At 70.5% G+C, this 17,015-nt stretch carries 13 protein-coding genes; 7 read left to right on the forward strand and 6 right to left on the reverse strand.

From position 1 onward, the window contains the following. Nucleotides 1-5 precede the first annotated feature (5 nt). Entirely contained in the window at nucleotides 6-1,346 is a 1,341-nt protein-coding gene (gene mnmE, locus HNQ52_RS06140) for a tRNA uridine-5-carboxymethylaminomethyl(34) synthesis GTPase MnmE (RefSeq protein WP_183960235.1), read from the forward strand. A 353-nt stretch (nucleotides 1,347-1,699) separates the two neighbouring features. Here the strand turns inward: mnmE and HNQ52_RS06145 are convergent, their stop codons facing one another. Beyond that, nucleotides 1,700-2,944 carry an acyl-CoA dehydrogenase family protein gene (locus HNQ52_RS06145; RefSeq protein ID WP_183960236.1) on the reverse strand — a complete coding sequence of 415 codons (1,245 nt, stop codon included), beginning with the start codon at nucleotides 2,942-2,944 and terminating at the stop codon, nucleotides 1,700-1,702. Between the two features lie 95 nt (nucleotides 2,945-3,039). Here HNQ52_RS06145 and HNQ52_RS06150 point away from each other — a divergent pair, with 95 nt between their 5' ends. From HNQ52_RS06150 to HNQ52_RS17385, 3 genes are all read left to right on the forward strand, one after another. Further along, nucleotides 3,040-4,866, forward strand: a complete 1,827-nt coding sequence (locus HNQ52_RS06150) for an acyl-CoA dehydrogenase (RefSeq protein WP_183960237.1) — start codon at nucleotides 3,040-3,042, stop codon at nucleotides 4,864-4,866. A gap of 340 nt (nucleotides 4,867-5,206) precedes the next feature. Continuing rightward, nucleotides 5,207-6,208, forward strand: a complete 1,002-nt coding sequence (locus HNQ52_RS06155) for an energy transducer TonB (protein WP_183960238.1) — start codon at nucleotides 5,207-5,209, stop codon at nucleotides 6,206-6,208. Nucleotides 6,209-6,371: 163 nt separating this feature from the next. Next, entirely contained in the window at nucleotides 6,372-7,322 is a 951-nt protein-coding gene (locus HNQ52_RS17385; protein ID WP_183960239.1) for a TonB family protein, read from the forward strand. Between the two features lie 34 nt (nucleotides 7,323-7,356). Here the strand turns inward: HNQ52_RS17385 and HNQ52_RS06165 are convergent, their stop codons facing one another. Genes HNQ52_RS06165 through HNQ52_RS06175 form a run of 3 tightly spaced genes read right to left on the reverse strand, consistent with a single transcriptional unit; the run spans nucleotide 7,357 to nucleotide 10,770 of the window. Continuing rightward, entirely contained in the window at nucleotides 7,357-8,541 is a 1,185-nt protein-coding gene (locus HNQ52_RS06165) for an ABC transporter permease (protein WP_183960240.1), read from the reverse strand. Beyond that, complete coding sequence (locus tag HNQ52_RS06170; protein ID WP_183960241.1) at nucleotides 8,538-9,284, reverse strand: ABC transporter ATP-binding protein; 747 nt, start codon at nucleotides 9,282-9,284, stop codon at nucleotides 8,538-8,540. Before HNQ52_RS06170 ends, HNQ52_RS06165 begins: the two co-directional genes overlap by 4 nt. 1 nt (nucleotide 9,285) lies before the next feature. Then, nucleotides 9,286-10,770: an alpha/beta hydrolase gene (locus HNQ52_RS06175; protein ID WP_183960242.1), complete on the reverse strand. Its 1,485-nt coding sequence runs from the start codon at nucleotides 10,768-10,770 to the stop codon at nucleotides 9,286-9,288. 145 nt (nucleotides 10,771-10,915) lie between these two features. Here HNQ52_RS06175 and oleC point away from each other — a divergent pair, with 145 nt between their 5' ends. The 3 genes from oleC (at nucleotide 10,916) to HNQ52_RS06190 (ending at nucleotide 14,385) form a co-directional block, all read left to right on the forward strand. Beyond that, a complete protein-coding gene (gene oleC / locus HNQ52_RS06180; protein ID WP_183960243.1) occupies nucleotides 10,916-12,583 on the forward strand; it encodes an olefin beta-lactone synthetase in 1,668 nt (555 codons plus the stop codon). A 91-nt stretch (nucleotides 12,584-12,674) separates the two neighbouring features. Beyond that, a complete protein-coding gene (locus HNQ52_RS06185; protein WP_183960244.1) occupies nucleotides 12,675-13,697 on the forward strand; it encodes an NAD-dependent epimerase/dehydratase family protein in 1,023 nt (340 codons plus the stop codon). Between the two features lie 46 nt (nucleotides 13,698-13,743). After that, nucleotides 13,744-14,385, forward strand: coding sequence for a ubiquinone biosynthesis accessory factor UbiJ (locus HNQ52_RS06190; protein WP_246387628.1), 642 nt, complete (start codon nucleotides 13,744-13,746; stop codon nucleotides 14,383-14,385). A 120-nt stretch (nucleotides 14,386-14,505) separates the two neighbouring features. Here the strand turns inward: HNQ52_RS06190 and HNQ52_RS06195 are convergent, their stop codons facing one another. Both HNQ52_RS06195 and HNQ52_RS06200 read right to left on the reverse strand, forming a co-directional pair. Then, the gene (locus HNQ52_RS06195) at nucleotides 14,506-14,961 is read right to left on the reverse strand and encodes a hypothetical protein (protein WP_183960245.1); all 456 of its coding nucleotides are present in this window, start codon (nucleotides 14,959-14,961) and stop codon (nucleotides 14,506-14,508) included. 187 nt (nucleotides 14,962-15,148) lie between these two features. Further along, nucleotides 15,149-16,981, reverse strand: a complete 1,833-nt coding sequence (locus HNQ52_RS06200) for a sensor histidine kinase (protein WP_183960246.1) — start codon at nucleotides 16,979-16,981, stop codon at nucleotides 15,149-15,151. Nucleotides 16,982-17,015: the final 34 nt, after the last annotated feature.

Consider the following 17,015-nt stretch of genomic DNA (forward strand, 5'->3'; position numbering starts at 1 on the left):
TCTGCATGAGCGCGCGCGACACCATCGCGGCGATCGCGACGCCGCCCGGTGCCGGCGGCATCGGCGTGGTGCGTGTCTCCGGCGATCGCGCCGCAGACATCGCACGCACCCTGCTCGGCCGCACGCCGCGCGTGCGGCACGCGCACTTCGCCACCTTCTCCGACGCCGACGGGCCCATCGACCACGGCCTGCTCCTGTTCTTCGCCGCGCCTGCGTCGTACACCGGCGAAGACGTGCTCGAACTTCATCTGCACGGCAGCATGCCGGTGCTGCAGCGCCTGCTGCGGCATCTGCACGTCCTCGGCGCGCGACCGGCGCGTGCGGGCGAATTCACCGAACGTGCCTTCCTCAACGACAAGCTCGACCTCGCGCAGGCCGAAGCCGTGGCCGACCTCATCGCCGCCGGCTCCGACGCTGCGGCGCGGGCCGCGCAGCGCAGCCTCGACGGCGAGTTCTCGCGCCGCGTGCATGCGCTGACCGAAGCCGTGATCCGCACGCGCGTGTGGATCGAGGCCGCGATCGATTTCCCGGACGAGGAAATCGACTTCCTTGCGGCGCCGTCGCTGCGTGCCGACCTCGATGCGCTGGTCGCGTCGTCCGACGCACTGCTCGCCGCGGCCCGTCGCGGGCAGCGCCTGCGCGACGGCCTGCACGTCGTCATCCTCGGCCGCCCGAACGCCGGCAAGTCGAGCCTGCTCAACGCGCTGGCGCAGAGCGACCGCGCCATCGTCACCGACATCGCCGGCACCACGCGCGACCTGCTGCGCGAGACGGTCGACCTCGACGGCATCGCGCTCACGCTGGTCGACACGGCCGGCCTGCGCGACGAAGGCGATGCGATCGAACGCGAAGGCATGCGCCGCGCGCGGGCGGAGCTCGAGCGCGCGGATCTCGCGCTGCTGGTGACCGACGACGTGCATGTCGATGCCGATCTCGCGCTGCTCGACGCGGCGCCCGTGACGGCGATGAGGCTGATCGTGCACAACAAGATCGATGTGCACGGCGGTGAGCCGCGTGTCGAGTCGCGCGGCGCCGCGACACATCTGTGGCTGTCCGCAGCCACCGGCGCCGGCCTCGACGCGCTGCGTGTCGCGTTGCGCACCGCAGCGGGCCTCGAAGCGAACAACGCAGGCACGTTCAGTGCGCGCGCGCGGCATGTGCTCGCGCTGGAACAGGCGCATCTGCACCTGAATTTGGCCATCGCGGCGCTCACCGATCAGTCCGCGGGTGAACTCGCGGCGGAAGAGCTGCGTGTCGTGCAGCAGCACCTCGGCGACATCACCGGCGTGGTCAGCAGCGACGATCTGCTGGGCCGCATCTTTGCGGACTTCTGTATCGGGAAGTGACGCACCGATGAGGTGTAGCGAGAGCACAAACCGCTTGTCTCCACAACCCACATCGCGACAACCAAGCCCATGCAACGCGCTCCCACGTCTCCCTCCCATCGTCATTCCCGCGAATGCGGGAATCCAGTGACTCTTCTTTGTTTTCACCGTCTCGGAAACGAGCAAAACCAAGCAAAGTCACTGGATTCCCGCATTCGCGGGAATGACGATGCGGGGTGTCAGCGCGCGTGATGACGACGGCCTTCGCTGCTGCGTCATGAGCGCAGCGGGAATCGCGCATCGAACCTGAAGTCGTGAGTCGCGACGTGTCGGCGCCGAGCGCCAGCAAGCGATGCAGCCACATCGGGCAACCGCTACCCGTGCTGCCCCCGCCCCTCGCGCACCGCATGCCGCGCCAGCTCCAGCTTCGCGATCGCCACCCGATGCACCTCGTCCGGCCCGTCCGCGAGCCGCAGCGACCGCGCCGACACATACGCCTGCGCCAGCGGCGTGTCCTGGCTCACGCCTGCGCCGCCGTGCGCCTGGATCGCCCAGTCGATGATGCGTTCGGCCATCGACGGCGCCACCACCTTGATCATCGCGATCTCGCCGCGCGCCGCCTTGTTGCCGGCGGTGTCCATCATCCACGCCGCCTTCAGTGTCAGCAGCCGGGCCTGTTCGATCGCGCAGCGTGCCTCCGCGATGCGTTCGTGCCACACCGAGTACGACGCGATCGGTTTGCCGAACGCCACGCGCGCCTGGACGCGCCTGCACAGCAGCTCCAGTGCACGTTCCGCCAGCCCGATCAGGCGCATGCAGTGATGGATGCGGCCCGGTCCGAGCCGTCCCTGCGCGATCTCGAAGCCGCGGCCTTCGCCGAGGATCACGTTCTCCACCGGCACGCGCACGTCGCGCAGTTCGATGTCCATGTGGCCGTGCGGCGCATCGTCGTAGCCGAACACCGTCACCGGCCGCAGGATGCGCAACCCCGGCGTGTCCATCGGCACCAGCACCATCGACTGCTGCTGGTGCGCTGCTGCGTCCGCATCGGTCTTGCCCATCACGATCGCCACCGCGCAGCGCGGATCGCCGGCACCCGACGAGAACCACTTGCGCCCGTCGATGATGTAGCTGTCGCCGTCGCGCCGGATCGAACACGCGATGTTGGTGGCATCCGACGATGCGACATCCGGCTCGGTCATCAGGAAGGCGGACCGGATCTCGCCCGCCAGCAGCGGGTCGAGCCAGCGCGCCTGCTGCGCGGGTGTGCCGTAGCGTTCCAGCACTTCCATGTTGCCGGTGTCCGGCGCCGAGCAGTTGAACACCTCCGGCGCCCACGGCACGCGGCCCATGATCTCGCACAGCGGCGCGTACTCGAGGTTCGTCAGCCCGGTCGGCACACGCGCGGACTGCGGCAGGAACAGGTTCCACAGCCCGTGCTCGCGCGCTTTGGCCTTCAGCGATTCGAGCAGTGCCGACGGCGTCCATGCACGGCCGGCGTCGCGGTGTGCGAGCGCTTCGGCGGCGTGTGCGTCCTCGTTCGCTGCGATGTGTTCGTCGAAGAAGGCCTGCAGCTGCTGCCGCAGTGCCTCGACCTTCGGGGAATGGGAGAAGTCCATGCGGATCGATCGCCGTCGTCGGGAAGCGTTCCGTATTATGTGCGCGGTGGCGGCCCGCGCGTCTGCCTTCTCGTCGAATCCTCCGAGCGTTCCGCATGAGCGAATCCCTGCTGCTGTCGCGCCGCGACCTTGCGTTCCAGCTCTACGACTGGCTCGACGCCCAATCCCTCGTGCGCGCGCCGCGTTACGCCGAGCATTCGCGCGAGACCTTCGACGCGGTCATCGATGCCTGCGAGCGCATGGCCACCGACCTGTTCGCGCCGCACTACCAGGCCGCCGACCGCGACGAACCGCGCTTCGACGGCACGCAGGTGCACGTGCATCCCGCCATCGCGCCGGCATTGCGTGCGTTCGCCCAGAGCGGTCTCGCCGCCGCCTCGCAGGACACCGGGCGCGGCGGCATGCAGCTGCCGACGCTGATCGAGAAGGCGGCGATGACGTACTTCTACGCCGCCAACGTCTCGACCATCGCCTACGCGCTGCTGACGATGGCGAACGCGCGCCTGCTGCTCGCGCACGGCACGCCGGCGCAGATCGAGGCGTTCGCGCAGCCGCAACTCGACGGCCGCTGGTTCGGCACGATGTGCCTGTCGGAACCGCAGGCCGGGTCGTCGTTGTCCGACATCGCCACGCGTGCCGAATTCGACGCCGACACCGCGCTCGGCGCGCAATACCGCCTCCACGGACGCAAGATGTGGATTTCCGGCGGCGACCACGATCTCGCCGGCAACATCGTGCACCTGGTGCTCGCGAAGATCCCCGATGCCGACGGCCGCCTCGTGCCCGGCACGAAAGGCATCTCGCTGTTCGCCGTGCCGAAGTTCCTGCCGGACGCGGACGGCGCGCCAGGCATGCGCAACGATGTCGTCGTCGCCGGCATCAACCACAAGATGGGCTACCGCGGCACGGTCAACTGCCTGCTGAACTTCGGCGAAGGCGTGCACCGGCCCCACGGCCGCGCGGGTGCGATCGGCTATCTCGTCGGCGCACCGGGCGTGGGCCTTGCCTGCATGTTCCACATGATGAACGAGGCGCGCATCGGCGTCGGCCTCGGTGCGGTGGCACTCGGCTACACCGGCTATCTGCACGCGCTCGATTACGCGCGCCATCGCCCGCAGGGTCGACCGGTCGGCGCCGCCGGCAAGGACGCCGCGCAGCCGCAGGTGCCGCTGATCGACCACGCCGACGTGCGCCGCATGCTGCTCGCGCAGAAGGCGTACGTGGAAGGCGGTCTCGGCCTCAATCTCTACTGCGCGAAACTCGTCGACGAAGCGCGTGTCGCGGACGATGCCGACACGCGCCGCACCGCCACGCAGCTGCTCGACATCCTCACCCCGATCGCGAAAAGCTGGCCCTCGCAGTGGTGCCTGGCGGCCAACGATCTCGCGATCCAGGTGCACGGCGGCTACGGCTACACGCGCGACTACAAGGTGGAACAGTTCTGGCGCGACAACCGCCTCAACGCGATCCACGAAGGCACGCACGGCATCCAGGCGCTCGACCTGCTCGGCCGCAAGGTGACGATGGAGGGCGGCGCGGCGTTTGCCGCGCTGTCGTCGCGGATCGATGCGGCGGTGTCGCGTGCCCGATCGCATGCGGCGCTGGCCGACCATGCCGGCGCCCTGGGCGCGCGTCTGGCGCGGTTGCAGGACCTCACGCGCCGGCTGTGGGCTGCCGGCGATACCGCGCGCACGCTTGCCGACGCCAGCGTCTACCTCGAAGCCTTCGGACACGTGGTGGTGGCGTGGATCTGGCTGGAGCAGGCCACCGTGGCACAGGGCCGGCGCGGCGAGCTGTTCGACGGCAAACGCGCGGCGGCGGACTTCTTCTTCACCCGCGAGCTGCCGCGGGTGGACGCGATGTTCGATCTGCTGTCCGCGTTCGAATCGTCGCCGCTGCGGATGCGCGACGCCTGGTTCTGACGCCGGGCACGTGCGGCGGACGCAGCGGAGCGTCGCGCCGGACACGCAGCTGCGAAACGTTGGAATCGTTTACAGATGTGCCGCGACGAAAGTGCAGTTCGTGCCTGCGTCGGCCGACTGCAAAACAGTATTGAAAGTCAATGACTTGTGATGAAATCGCACGAAAGGTCACGGGTCCGGCCGAGGCCCGGCGGGCGCGCCGGGCGGCAGATCCGGGCATTTGGCGCTTCGCAGCAGGCCGGAATTGCCTTACTGTGCAGTGCAGCGTGCGCGGATTCGTCGCCTGGGGGTCACGGGTCGGGGCTAAAACGCGGGGGTTGACGGACGCAGGGGAACGACAATGAATCGAACGACTTCGTCGCCGCGGCAGCGTGGCCGCGGTGTGGTGGCGACCATCGTGCTGGCGCTCGTGCTGGGTGCGGTGCTGGTGGGGATTCTGTACTGGTGGTCGACGCGGCCGGCTGCGGTCGACGCGCCCGGCACGCCGGACGCAACGGCCACGCCGGCGACGCCAGCGCCCGAACCGGTCGTGGTGCCGGAAGGCGATCCGGCCGAACTCGCCGAACTTGCGATGCAGGAAAAGCGCATGTTCGTGCCGCCGGGCAACAACGCCTTCGAGCTCTACCTCAAGGTGCGCGACGAGGACGCGGACAACGTCCAGGCCCGCAACGCGCTGGGCGAACTGTTCCCGTACGCGGTGCTGTACGTGGAGCAGCGCATCGCGGCCGGCGATGCCGCCGACGGCGAGCGCGTGCTGGCCCTGATGCAGCGAGCCGATGCCGCGGCGCCGGCGCTGCCGCGCCTGGAGTCGCAGCTGGCCGACGTGCGCCGGCGCGAGTCCGAACAGCAGGCCGAGGCCGAACGCCGGGCCGCCGCCGCCGCCGCCGCGGCGCAGCCTGCCGCGCCCGCTGCCGAACCACCGCCGCCCGCTGCCTCGGCGCCCGCACCCGCGCCGGCGACGAGCACGACCGCTCCGGTGTCCAGCCCGCCGCCTGCGGCCGAGCAGCCCAGCGCGCCGGCCGCCGCCACGCCGCCGCCCGCGGCCACCCCGGCGCCGAGCACGCCGCCGGCCGCCACGCCGTCGGCACGGCGCGTGCCGGTGGTGGTCAGCAGCGCGCAGCCGCGTTATCCGATGATGGCCAAGCGCCGCGGCATCACCGGGCGCGTCGAGCTGCAGTTCACCGTGCTGGCGGACGGCTCGGTGGCCGACATCGAGGTGGTGTCGAGCGAGCCGAACGGCACCTTCGACCGCGACGCCATCGCCGCCATGCAGCGCTGGCGGTTCGAGCCGGGCGAGGGCGACATCAAGGCGCGCCGCGTCTTCGAGTTCAAGCTGGACTGATCCGGTTTGCCGTCCGCCGCTCCGGCGGACGGCGCGGAATCGTCGCACCCTGCGCGCGCCCCGCATCGCGGGTTCACGCATTCGTCATCGCTGCAGCGCAGCATGTGGCGACGCGGATAGCCGGGAACACACCCGCGCTGCCGTCGGCCACAGGGGATCGACGATGCACCAGCGGACTTCGCGCGCGCACCAGCGCGGTCGCGGCGTGATGGCGACCATTGTTCTTGCGTTTGTGCTCGGCGGCGGACTGATCGCCGTCCTGTACGCGTGGTCGCAGCGCGGGGTCGCCGACGCCGCACCGGCGGCGGTGCCGGCACCGCCCGTGCCGGCGGCCGCGCCGCCCGCGTCCATCGACGAGCGCGCCGCGCGCGCCGAGCGTGCGATGCGCGACACGCGCCTGTTCGCGCCGCCCGGCGACAATGCCTTCGAACTTTATCTGCGGGTGCTGGACGCCGATCCGGCCAACGCGACCGCGCGCAACGCGCTCGGCGACCTGTTTCCGTACGCGCTGATCTACATCGAGGAACGCCTGGCTGCCGGCGACGCGTCCGATGCCGCACGCATGCTCGCCCTGATGCAGCGCGCCGATGCGGACGCGCCGGCCCTGCCGCGCCTGTCGACGGCGCTGGCGGAACTGCGCGCTGCACAGGCGCCTTTGCCGCCCGGCGAACGTGGCGCAATCCCGACGCCGGCGGCGCGGCCCGAGGCGCCCGAGCCGGCGCCGGCCATCGTTACCGCACCGGCCGACGCCACGCCGGGCTCGCCCCCGGCGCCGGCCACAGTCGCAGTACAGCCGCCCGCGCCCGCACCGCAGCCCGACCCGGCAGCGCCTGCCGTTGCCCCGACCGCGCTCGTCGCCGCGACTGCGCCGCAGGTGCTGTCGCGCGCGCAGGCGCGGTATCCGGTGATCGCGATGCGGCGCAGGATCGAAGGCCAGGTCGAGCTCGAGTTCACCGTGCTGAAGGACGGCAGCGTCGACGACGTGCGCGTGCTGGCCAGCGACCCTGCCGGCGTGTTCGACCGGGAAGCCGTGGCCGCGATGCAGCGCTGGCGGTTCGCGCCGCAGCGCGCGCAACAACGCGCGCGCCGCGTGTTCGATTTCCGCCTGGACTGAAGCCGCGGGCGTTGCCGCCCGCGGTGCGCGGCGCCTAGGCCGAGATCGCGAGCTTCTCGCGGTGGTAGAGGCGCGAGGCAACCAGCCACAGCAGCATGCCCGCGCCGAAGCCGACGCCCAGGTACACCAGCCACTCCAGCGCGGTGATGGTCTCGGCGCGCAGCACCTGCATGATCATCTGGTTCTGCGACAGGAACGGCACCGCCATCATCCACAGCGCATCCTTCACCGGCGAGATCAGCAGGTAGATGGTCGGCACCATCGGCAGCAGGAACAGCAGGCTCATGTAGCTCTGCGCTTCCTTCACGCTCTTGGCGCTCGCGGCGATCAGCGTGAGCAGCGCGGTGCCGAACAGCAGCATCGGGGTCAGGATCAGCAGCAGCTTGGCCATCGCCAGCACCGACATGTCCACCTTGACCCCGCTCTTGGGCATGATCGCGAAGGCGAACTTGAATGCGAGCAGCATCAGCACCAGGCTCGCGAGACCGAACACGCAGGCAGCCGCGATCTTGCCGCTCATGATCATCGAGCGCGACGCGGGCGTGGCCAGCAGCGGTTCGAGCGACTGGCGTTCGCGTTCGCCGGCGGTGGCGTCGATGACCAGATACGCGCCGCCGAGGAAGGCACTCATGATCAGCAGGTACGGCAGGAACGCGAGCGCCTGCCCGACGCGGCTTTCGGGCGTGGACAGATCGGTCTGCGCCACACGCATCGGCTGGCCGACGCCCGGGCTCACGCCGCGCGCGAGCAGGCGCAACGCGCCGACGGTGCCGTTGTAGGCCTCCAGCAACCGCGTCACGCGCGCCACCGGAATGCGCGAATCGTCGCGCGTGCTGTCGTGCAGGATCTCGATCAGCGCCGGGCGGCCGGCGCGCCAGTCCTCGGCGAAGCCCTCGGGGATGCGCAGGATCACGTCCTCGTCCTGGTTGCGGATGGCCGCCTCCGGATCGTCCGGCGCGGGTTTGGCGACGGCGTTCTGCGCGGTCAGCCACGCCACGAGGTTCGGTGCGTGCTCGGCGCCGACGATCGGCAGCTCCAGCGTCTTCTCCAGTTGCGTCGTGGTCTTTTTCTGGATCAGCGCGCCCATGCCGACGATGAAGCCCACCGCGATCAGCGGCCCCATGAACAGCGAGATGTAGACCGTGCGCCGATCGCGCATCAGGTCGAGCAGCTCCTTGAGCATCACCACCCACAGGACTTTCAGTGCGGAGGTCTTCATTGCAGCAGGCCCTCCTCCGAACCGATGACCCGCACGAAGGCGTCTTCCAGGTTGTCCTCGCCGGTCTGCGCGCGCAGTTCGTCGGCCGTGCCCTGCGCCACGACCTTGCCCTGCGCGATGACGACGATGCGGTCACACAATGCCGCGACCTCCTGCATGATGTGGCTGGAAAAGATCACGCAGCGGCCTTCGTCGCGCAGCTGGCGCAGGAAGGTGCGCATCGCGCGCGTGGTCATCACGTCCAGGCCGTTGGTCGGTTCGTCGAGGATCACGTTTTTCGGATCGTGGATCAGCGCGCGCGCGATCGCGGTCTTGGTGCGCTGGCCCTGAGAGAAGCCTTCGGTCTGGCGCTCGGCGACGTCTTCCATGCCGAGCGCCGCGATGAGTGCATCGGTGCGCGCACGGATGTCGGCCTCGGACATGCCGTGCAGGCGGCCGAAATAGGCGATGTTCTCGCGCGCGGTGAGGCGCTTGTAGACGCCGCGTGCATCGGGCAGCACGCCGAGTCGGCGGCGCACGGCTTCGGCGTCCTTGCCCACATCGATGCCGTCGACGCGGACCGAGCCCCGGTCCGGCGTCATCAGCGTGTAGAGCATGCGCAGCGTGGTGGTCTTGCCGGCGCCGTTGGGACCGAGCAGGCCGGTGATCTCGCCGTCGCGCGCGGAGAATCCCACGCCGTCGACGGCCTTCACCGTGCCGGTCTTGCTCTTGAAGTGTTTGTGCAGGTTGTCGACGTCGATCATCTCAGGGCTCCCAGCCGTAGTGCCCGGCAAACGGCGGCGTGTAGTTGAGGCTGTCCAGGCACGTGGCGTCGAGCTCGGCGGCGTCGAGCGTGTCGATGAAGCGCGCGGCGAGCTTGGGCGTGCAGCCGACGCCGATGACGTTGTGGCCCTGGCCCTTGAGCACGAGGTGGCGTGCGCCGGGCCACGCCTGCGCCACGTTGTCGCCGTAGCGCGGCGGCGTGACCGGATCGAATTCGCCCGAGAGCAGCAGAACGGGAACATCCGCGGTGACGGGTGTCGCGAAATCCTCGGCCACGCTGCCGCGCGGCCACACGCCGCACTGCGCCAGCGAATAGTCGACGAATTCGGTGCCGAGCACGGTGTCGGCATCGGCCGGGTCGGGCTTGAGGCCCGGTGCATCTTCGGCACACATCACCGACAGCTGCATGCCGTGCTGGATCTGGTCGCCGATCTCGCCCATCAGCATGTGCGCCTGCGCCATCAGCGTGTCGCCGCGGCCGTTGACGGCCTCGTGCAGCGTCAGCGGCAGCATCGCGGCCACGGTGGGCGCGTACGAGTACAGCCGCATCACGGCCGCAAGGTGGCCGTAGGTCAGCTGCTCCTCGCGCCACTCGCCGCTGACCGCGTCGCGGTAGGCCACGGTGCGCGGCGCGGCGCGCAGCTCGGCTGCGAGCGTCCGGAAATTCTGTCGCGGGTCGCCGAACGCGGTCCGGCAGGCCTCGGCCTCGGCGCAGCGCGCGTACTGCAGCGCGAGCGCGGCATCGAGGTTCTTCGCGTGCTCGCTCCCGAGCACCAGGGTGTTCGGCACCACGCCGTCGAGGATCACGCTGCGTGTCTGCGCCGGATGGTGCAGCACGTACTGCTGCGCCACCCGCGTGCCGTACGAGATGCCGATCAGGTTGATCGTCGCGACCCCGAGTGCTTGCCGCACCGCCTCCAGATCCGCGACCGCGTCGCCGGTGGTGTAGTGGCGCACGTCGGCGCGTGCGCCGAGCGCCGCGAGGCACTCGCGCGCGAAGCGGGTGGCGCCGTCGAGCGAGTCGTCGTCGGCCGCGGTGAAGGCATTCTCGCCAGCCTCGTCCTTGCACCCGAGCGCGTTCGAGCCACCGGTACCGCGCTGGTCGACGAGGATCACGTCGCGGTGGCGCAGGATGTCGCGGAACGCCGGTGCGGCGTTCGGATAGCTGTCGCGTGCCGACTGCCCGGGCCCACCGGCGAGCATGAACACCGGATCGGCCGACGGCTCGCCTTCGGTCGGCACCCACGCAATGGCAAGCTCGATGCTGCGGCCATCGGGTGCGGCTCGGTCTTCCGGAACCCGGAGCACGCCGCATTGTGCTTCGACCGACTGGGTCGAGAACTCCGGTGCGAGCGTGCACGGCGCGAATTCGATCGCGCCGTAGTTGCGGGCCTGCGTTGCCGACGCGCCGGCGAGCAGGCCGATGGCGAGCAGGCCGACGGTCGGCAGGATGTGGTGTGTATGCATCGATCGATCCCCGGCCGGCGCAACCGGCATGTGCTGTCCAGACGAACGTATCGACACAGTGTGACGGACGCAGGGCGTGCAGTCACCGCGGCGGGCGCGGGACGAGTCGAGTACCTCCGCAGGCCGCATCCCATACACTCGCGCGATGACTTCCCCCTGCAATATCGCCGCGGCGCTGCCGCGCATGGCCGCGCAGCGTCCCGACGCGATCGCCATCCGCTGTCCGTCCGGGCGCCTGCCCGACGGACGCGTCGCGTACGCCACCGAACTCACCTGCGCGCAGCTGGACGCGCGCAGCGATCGCATCGCGGCGGCGCTGGCGCGCGCCGGCATCGTGCGCGGCACGCGCACGGCGCTGATGGTGCGGCCGTCGCCGGAACTGTTCCTGCTGATGTTCGCGCTGTTCAAGGCCGGCGCCGTGCCGGTGCTGATCGATCCGGGCATCGACCGGCGTGCGCTGAAGGCCTGCCTCGACGAAGCCGCGCCCGAGGCCTTCGTCGGCATCCCGCTGGCGCAGGCCGCGCGTGTGGTGCTCGGCTGGGCGCGCGGCAGCTGCCGGCACGTGGTCACGGTCGGGCGGCGCTGGTTCTGGGGCGGACACACGCTCGACGCACTGCTTGCCGCCGGCGCGGACGACGCCTTTGCGATGGCCCACACCCTGCCCGACGACATCGCCGCGATCCTGTTCACGTCCGGCTCGACCGGCACGCCGAAAGGCGTGGTCTACCGCCATCGGCATTTCGTCGCGCAGGTCGACATGCTGCGCGACGCGTTCGACGTGCAGGCCGGCGGCGTGAGCCTGCCGACGTTCCCGCCGTTCGCGCTGTTCGACCCCGCGCTCGGGCTCACCAGCGTCATTCCCGACATGGACCCGACGCGCCCGGCACAGGCCGATCCGCGCAGGCTCGTCGACGCGATCGCGCGTTTCGGCGTCACGCAGATGTTCGGTTCGCCCGCGTTGCTCGACACGCTGAGCCGCTTCGGCGCGGCGCACGGCACCACGTTGCCGACGCTGCGCCGCGTGCTCTCGGCCGGTGCCCCGGTGCCGCCGCACGTGGTCGAACGCATGCAGCGCCTGTTGCCGGACGAGGCGCAGATCTGGACGCCGTACGGCGCCACCGAATGCCTGCCGGTGGCGGTGATCGAGGGCCGCGAACTGCGCGCCACCCGCGCTGCCACCGAGGCCGGTGCCGGCACCTGCGTCGGCCGGCCCGTGGCGCCGAACATCGTGCGCATCATCGCCATCGACGACGCGCCGATCGAACGTTGGGGCGACGCATTGCTGGCCGCGCCCGGCAGCGTGGGCGAGATCGTCGTCGGCGGGCCGAGCGTCACCGACGAATATTTCGGTCGGCCGCAGGCGACCGCACTGGCGAAGATCCGCGAGACGCTGCCCGACGGCAGCACGCACATCCTGCATCGCATGGGCGACCTCGGCTATTTCGATGCCGACGGCCGCCTCTGGTTCTGCGGACGCAAGACGCAGCGCGTGGAGACCGCGACCGGGCCGCTGTACACCGAACAGGTGGAACCGGTGTTCAACTGCCATCCGCAGGTCAGGCGCAGCGCGCTCGTCGGCGTCGGCCAGCGTAGCGCGCAGCTGCCGGTGCTGTGCATCGAACTCGAACCGGGCACCGACGCCGCCGCGCGCGAGCGCATCGAGGCCGAACTGCTCAACGCGGGACAGCGGCACGCCCACACCGCGCGCGTGCAGCGCGTGCTGTTCCATCCCGGGTTTCCGGTGGACATCCGGCACAACGCGAAGATCGGTCGCGAGGCGCTGGCGCGGTGGGCGGCCGCGCGGCTGCGGTAGCGCGCCGACCCTTTCGCCGGGCGCGCGGCCGCGGTACAACGCGCCAGTGCCCGAGCGACGACACGCGGCACGCAGACACGGGGTTGCAGACATGAAACTACTGGTCACCGGCGGCGGCGGCTTTCTCGGCCAGGCCATTTCGCAGCGCCTGGTCGCGCGCGGGCACGACGTGGTCAGCTACAACCGCGGCACCTACCCGGGCCTCGCCGCGCTCGGCGTGCGCCAGGTGCAGGGCGATCTTGCGAGCTTCGACGATGTCACCACCGCGTGCCGCGGCGTCGACGCGGTGTTCCATGTCGGTGCCAAGGCCGGCGCCTGGGGCAGCTTCCACGACTATTTCGACGCCAACGTGCGCGGCACCTGGAACGTCATCGCCGCCTGCCGCATGAACGGCGTGCCCACCCTGGTCTACACCTCCACGCCGAGCGTCACCCACCGCGCCACGCGCCCGGTGACCGGCGGCAACGAAGCGGACACGCCGCTGGCCGACAACTTCAAGGCCTGGTACCCGAGCACCAAACGCGTGGCCGAAGAACACGTGCTGGCCGCGAACGGCGCCGAGCTCGCCACCGTGGCGCTGCGGCCGCGCCTGATCTGGGGTCCGGGCGACAACCAGCTGCTGCCGCGCCTGGTGCAGCGCGCGCACGCCGGGCGGCTGCGTTTCGTCGGCGACGGCCAGAACCGCATCGACACCACCTTCATCGACAACGCCGCGCAGGCGCACCTGGACGCCTTCGACGCGCTGCACGGCAAGCGCGGCGCGAAATGCGCCGGCAAGGCCTACTTCATTTCCAACGGCGAACCCAGGCCGATCGGCGACATCATCAACAGCCTGCTGCGCGCGGCCGGCGCGCCCATCGTCGACAAGCTGCTGCCGTTCCGTGCCGCCTACACCATCGGTGCCGCGCTCGAACTCGTGCACAGCGTATTGCCGCTCAAGCGCGAACCGGCGATGACCCGGTTCCTCGCCGAGCAGCTGTCGACCACGCACTACTACGACATCGGCGCCGCGCGGCGCGATTTCGGCTACCAGCCGAAGGTCACCACGATCGAAGGCCTGCGCCAGTTGTCGGCGTGGTGGAAGCAGTTGCCGCCGGCGCTGCAGCGCGGCTGAGTGCCGCCGCGCTGACGGCCGTGGCGGCATCGCCTACACTCGCGCGATGACCGCTCCCGCGTTTCCGCAGATGATCAGGTCCACGCTCGGGCGCCTGCTCGAAGCCGCGCTCGCGCGCGTGGTGGCGCTGGATCCGGACTTTTCCGCGCAGCTGTCGGCGCTCGAGGGCCGGCGCCTGGAACTGGCGTTGAGCGCGCCGGCGCTGGCGCTGTCCGCCACCGTGCGCGACGGCCGCTTCGTCATCGGCCCGGCGGAGGCGGCAGCAGCGGCGGACCTGAGCGTGCGGGCCTCGCCCGGCGCGCTGCTGGCGCAGCTGCTGCCGGGTGCGGCGGGCGCCGCGGCCCCGGCCGGCCGCATCACGATCAGCGGCGATGCCGAACTGGCGCGCCGCCTGCAGCAGCTGGTGCAGCGCTACGACCCGGACGTGGAAGAAGCCTTCGCCCGCGTCTTCGGCGATGTGGCCGGGGTGCAGATCGCGCGCGCCCTCAAGCGCGGGCTGGACTGGTCGCGCCGCACCGCGTCGGGCTTCGCGCGCGATGCCGGCGAGTTCCTCACCGAGGAGAACCGAAGCGTCGTCGCCGCGGCGGAACTGGGCGCATTCCACGACGATGTCGACGCAATACGCGACGATGTCGACCGGTTCGAACGCCGCGTCGGCCGCCTGCGCGACCGCGTCCCCGGGCACTGAGCATCGCGGCGGCACGTGCCAAAGAAAAACCCGGCCGAAGCCGGGTTTGAAGGAGATGCTGCGTTGTTATTCGGGTTTATTGTCGTTCTTCGCCCTGTGGGGAGCGGATGCTGCGGATGATCAGCGGTTGTCGTCCATGGCGTCGGCCGCGGCTTCGCCGGCGTCCTTGACGCGCTCGGCCTGCATCTTGGCCGCGTCGTAGGCATCGTCGGCCGCCTTCTGGCAGGCGTCCTTCGGGTCGCCGGTCAGCACGTCGCACTTTTCCTTCGCGACCTTGTGCGCGGCGTCGGCTTCGGCCATCGCAACGTCATAGTTGGAGTTGGCGCGCTGGTCGACGACGTCGGCCTGCTGGTCGACGACATCGTCCGGATCGTTGTCGGCCACCGCGTCCTGCACGTCCTGCTGGGCGGCGGCCACGTCCTGCGCCGCATCCTGGCGCGCTTCGGCCACATCCTTGGCGCCTTCCTGGCGGGCTTCCTGGACGTCCTGGCGATTTTCCGCCGGGGTCTCGGGCTTGTTGCACGCGCTCAGTGCGAGGGCGGCGGCGATCGCGACGGTGAGAGCAATAGGACGCATGGTGTGTCTCCTCGGAGGGGGCAAAAACGGCGCAATTCGCCGCGTTGCGATCAGGTGAGCAATCTGCATGCCACGGTCCACGGGGATGAGACCCCCTTTGGAATCAGGGGCTTGGCGTCCAAGCCGCAGCGACGCTTGATTGCAATGTGCAATGGACCGCTGGCCGCGGCGGGCAGATCGCGCTGCATCAGATCGGCAGGCAGACGGTGAAACGCGAGCCCTCGCCGACCGACGAATCGAGCAGGATGCGGCCGCCGTGCTGGTGCACGATCTCGCGGCACATCGCAAGGCCGAGGCCGGCACCGCCGACCTTGCCGCCGAGCTGCATGAAGGGTTCGAAGATGCGCGCGCGGTCGGCCGGCGCGATGCCGTCGCCCGTGTCCTGCACCCACAGCGCCACGTGTTCGCCCGACACGCTCGCGCCCAGCTGCACCTGCCCGCCGGCGGGCGTGTGGCGCAGCGCGTTGGCCACGAGGTTGTCGAGCACGCGTTCGATGGCCTCCTCGTCGACGTCCAGCGTGGGCAGCGGCGGCGGCTGGAGCAGATCCAGATGCACGGCGGCCTCGACCGCACGCGGGGCGAACTGCAGCCGGACGCGTTCGAGCAGCTCGGCCGGATCGACCGGCCCGGTCTGGCGCTGTTCGCTGCGCGCATACAGGCGCGAGAGGTCGAACAGCTCGGTGATGAGCGCGACCAGTCGCTCGGTTTCCTGCTGCAGCGTGGCGAACAGCTCGCGGTCGCGCGCGTTGTCCGGCGCGAACTGGATCTTGTCGCGCAGCAGCCCGATCGACATGCGCATGCCGGTGATCGGCGTGCGCAGTTCGTGCGAGGCGCGCAGGATGAAATCGGTGCGCATGCGCTCGAAGCGACGCTGCTCGGTGACGTCGCGCAGCACCAGGATCAGGCCCAGGCGCGCGGTGTCGTAAAACGGCAGCAGCGAGCAGTTGAGGGTGCGGCGTTCGGTGTCGTCGCCGACGACGAGATCGCAGGCCGCCGCCGGCGCGGCGCCCGGGTGCGCGAGCAGTCGCTGGATTTCGTCGGCCAGCTGCGGCATGGCGACGATCTGGTCGATGTGCATGCCGACGGCGCGCTCGGGATCCACCTCCAGCTGCAGCGCGGCCACCGGGTTGACGCGTTCGATCCGGCCTGCCTCGTCGAAGATGACCAGTCCGTCGTCGATGTTGGCGACCACCTGGTCGAGTCGACGGCGCTCGGCGACGATGCGGTCCAGATTCATCGCATGGAAGCGTTCGAGCGCCGCGACCATCTCGTCGAACCGCTGCGCGACGCGATCGGGTTCGAGCAGGCCGCTGCGCGCCGTGCGCACGGTGAAGTCGCCGGTGGCGACGCGGTCGCTGGCGCGGACCAGATGGTCCATCGGGCGCGTGAGCCGGCGCGCGATGCGCATCGACGCCCAGATGCCGATCGCCAGCGTGGTCAGCGCCAGCGCCGCGAGCGCCCACGCCAGCCGCACCGACTGCGTGCGCAGCGCGTTGCCGTGTTCCACCATGCTCTCGTACTGGTGGCGATAGAAGGCGAGCGCGTGTTCCCGCACGCGCTCCAGGTCGGCGGCGAACGGTTCCTTGATGCCGACGATCATCGTGCCGGCGGTGCCGGTGGCCTCGGCAACCGGAGGCGGCGGGGCATCGACCCGGCGTGCGATCGCGCCGATCGCGTCGTCCACCGCCTGCAGGGTTTCGCCGCTGCGCGCATCGCCGCCAGCGTCGTTGCGGGCGTCGGCGAGCAGTTCGCGCGAGCGCGCGACGAACGCGCGCATGCGCTCCATGATCGCGGTGTCGGCGATGTCGGGCAGACCCATCAACGCCACCTGCTCGTCGTTGGCGAGCCGCCGCAGGCGCGCGGCATTCTCGACCGACTCGAAGTTCTCGGTCACCATCCGGCGGCTGATGTCGGCCAGGTTGACCGCCGCGATCAGCCCCAGCGCAAGTCCCAGCACGGCCACCGCCAACACCACGCCGTAGCCGCCGATCAGCCACGTGCGCAGCCGCATCGTTCGCATCAACGCGGCCTCCGCGGTGCGGTGCGGCGCGGCA

The organism is Chiayiivirga flava, assembly GCF_014202825.1.
Classification (GTDB): domain Bacteria; phylum Pseudomonadota; class Gammaproteobacteria; order Xanthomonadales; family Xanthomonadaceae; genus Chiayiivirga; species Chiayiivirga flava.

Bases quoted from the DNA above. Each gene is read 5' to 3' on its own strand.
- mnmE (WP_183960235.1), top strand. From the start codon at position 6: ATGAGCGCGCGCGACACCATCGCGGCGATCGCGACGCCGCCCGGTGCC.
- HNQ52_RS06145 (WP_183960236.1), bottom strand. From the start codon at position 2,944: ATGGACTTCTCCCATTCCCCGAAGGTCGAGGCACTGCGGCAGCAGCTG.
- HNQ52_RS06150 (WP_183960237.1), top strand. From the start codon at position 3,040: ATGAGCGAATCCCTGCTGCTGTCGCGCCGCGACCTTGCGTTCCAGCTC.
- HNQ52_RS06155 (WP_183960238.1), top strand. From the start codon at position 5,207: ATGAATCGAACGACTTCGTCGCCGCGGCAGCGTGGCCGCGGTGTGGTG.
- HNQ52_RS17385 (WP_183960239.1), top strand. From the start codon at position 6,372: ATGCACCAGCGGACTTCGCGCGCGCACCAGCGCGGTCGCGGCGTGATG.
- HNQ52_RS06165 (WP_183960240.1), bottom strand. From the start codon at position 8,541: ATGAAGACCTCCGCACTGAAAGTCCTGTGGGTGGTGATGCTCAAGGAG.
- HNQ52_RS06170 (WP_183960241.1), bottom strand. From the start codon at position 9,284: ATGATCGACGTCGACAACCTGCACAAACACTTCAAGAGCAAGACCGGC.
- HNQ52_RS06175 (WP_183960242.1), bottom strand. From the start codon at position 10,770: ATGCATACACACCACATCCTGCCGACCGTCGGCCTGCTCGCCATCGGC.
- oleC (WP_183960243.1), top strand. From the start codon at position 10,916: ATGACTTCCCCCTGCAATATCGCCGCGGCGCTGCCGCGCATGGCCGCG.
- HNQ52_RS06185 (WP_183960244.1), top strand. From the start codon at position 12,675: ATGAAACTACTGGTCACCGGCGGCGGCGGCTTTCTCGGCCAGGCCATT.
- HNQ52_RS06190 (WP_246387628.1), top strand. From the start codon at position 13,744: ATGACCGCTCCCGCGTTTCCGCAGATGATCAGGTCCACGCTCGGGCGC.
- HNQ52_RS06195 (WP_183960245.1), bottom strand. From the start codon at position 14,961: ATGCGTCCTATTGCTCTCACCGTCGCGATCGCCGCCGCCCTCGCACTG.
- HNQ52_RS06200 (WP_183960246.1), bottom strand. From the start codon at position 16,981: ATGCGAACGATGCGGCTGCGCACGTGGCTGATCGGCGGCTACGGCGTG.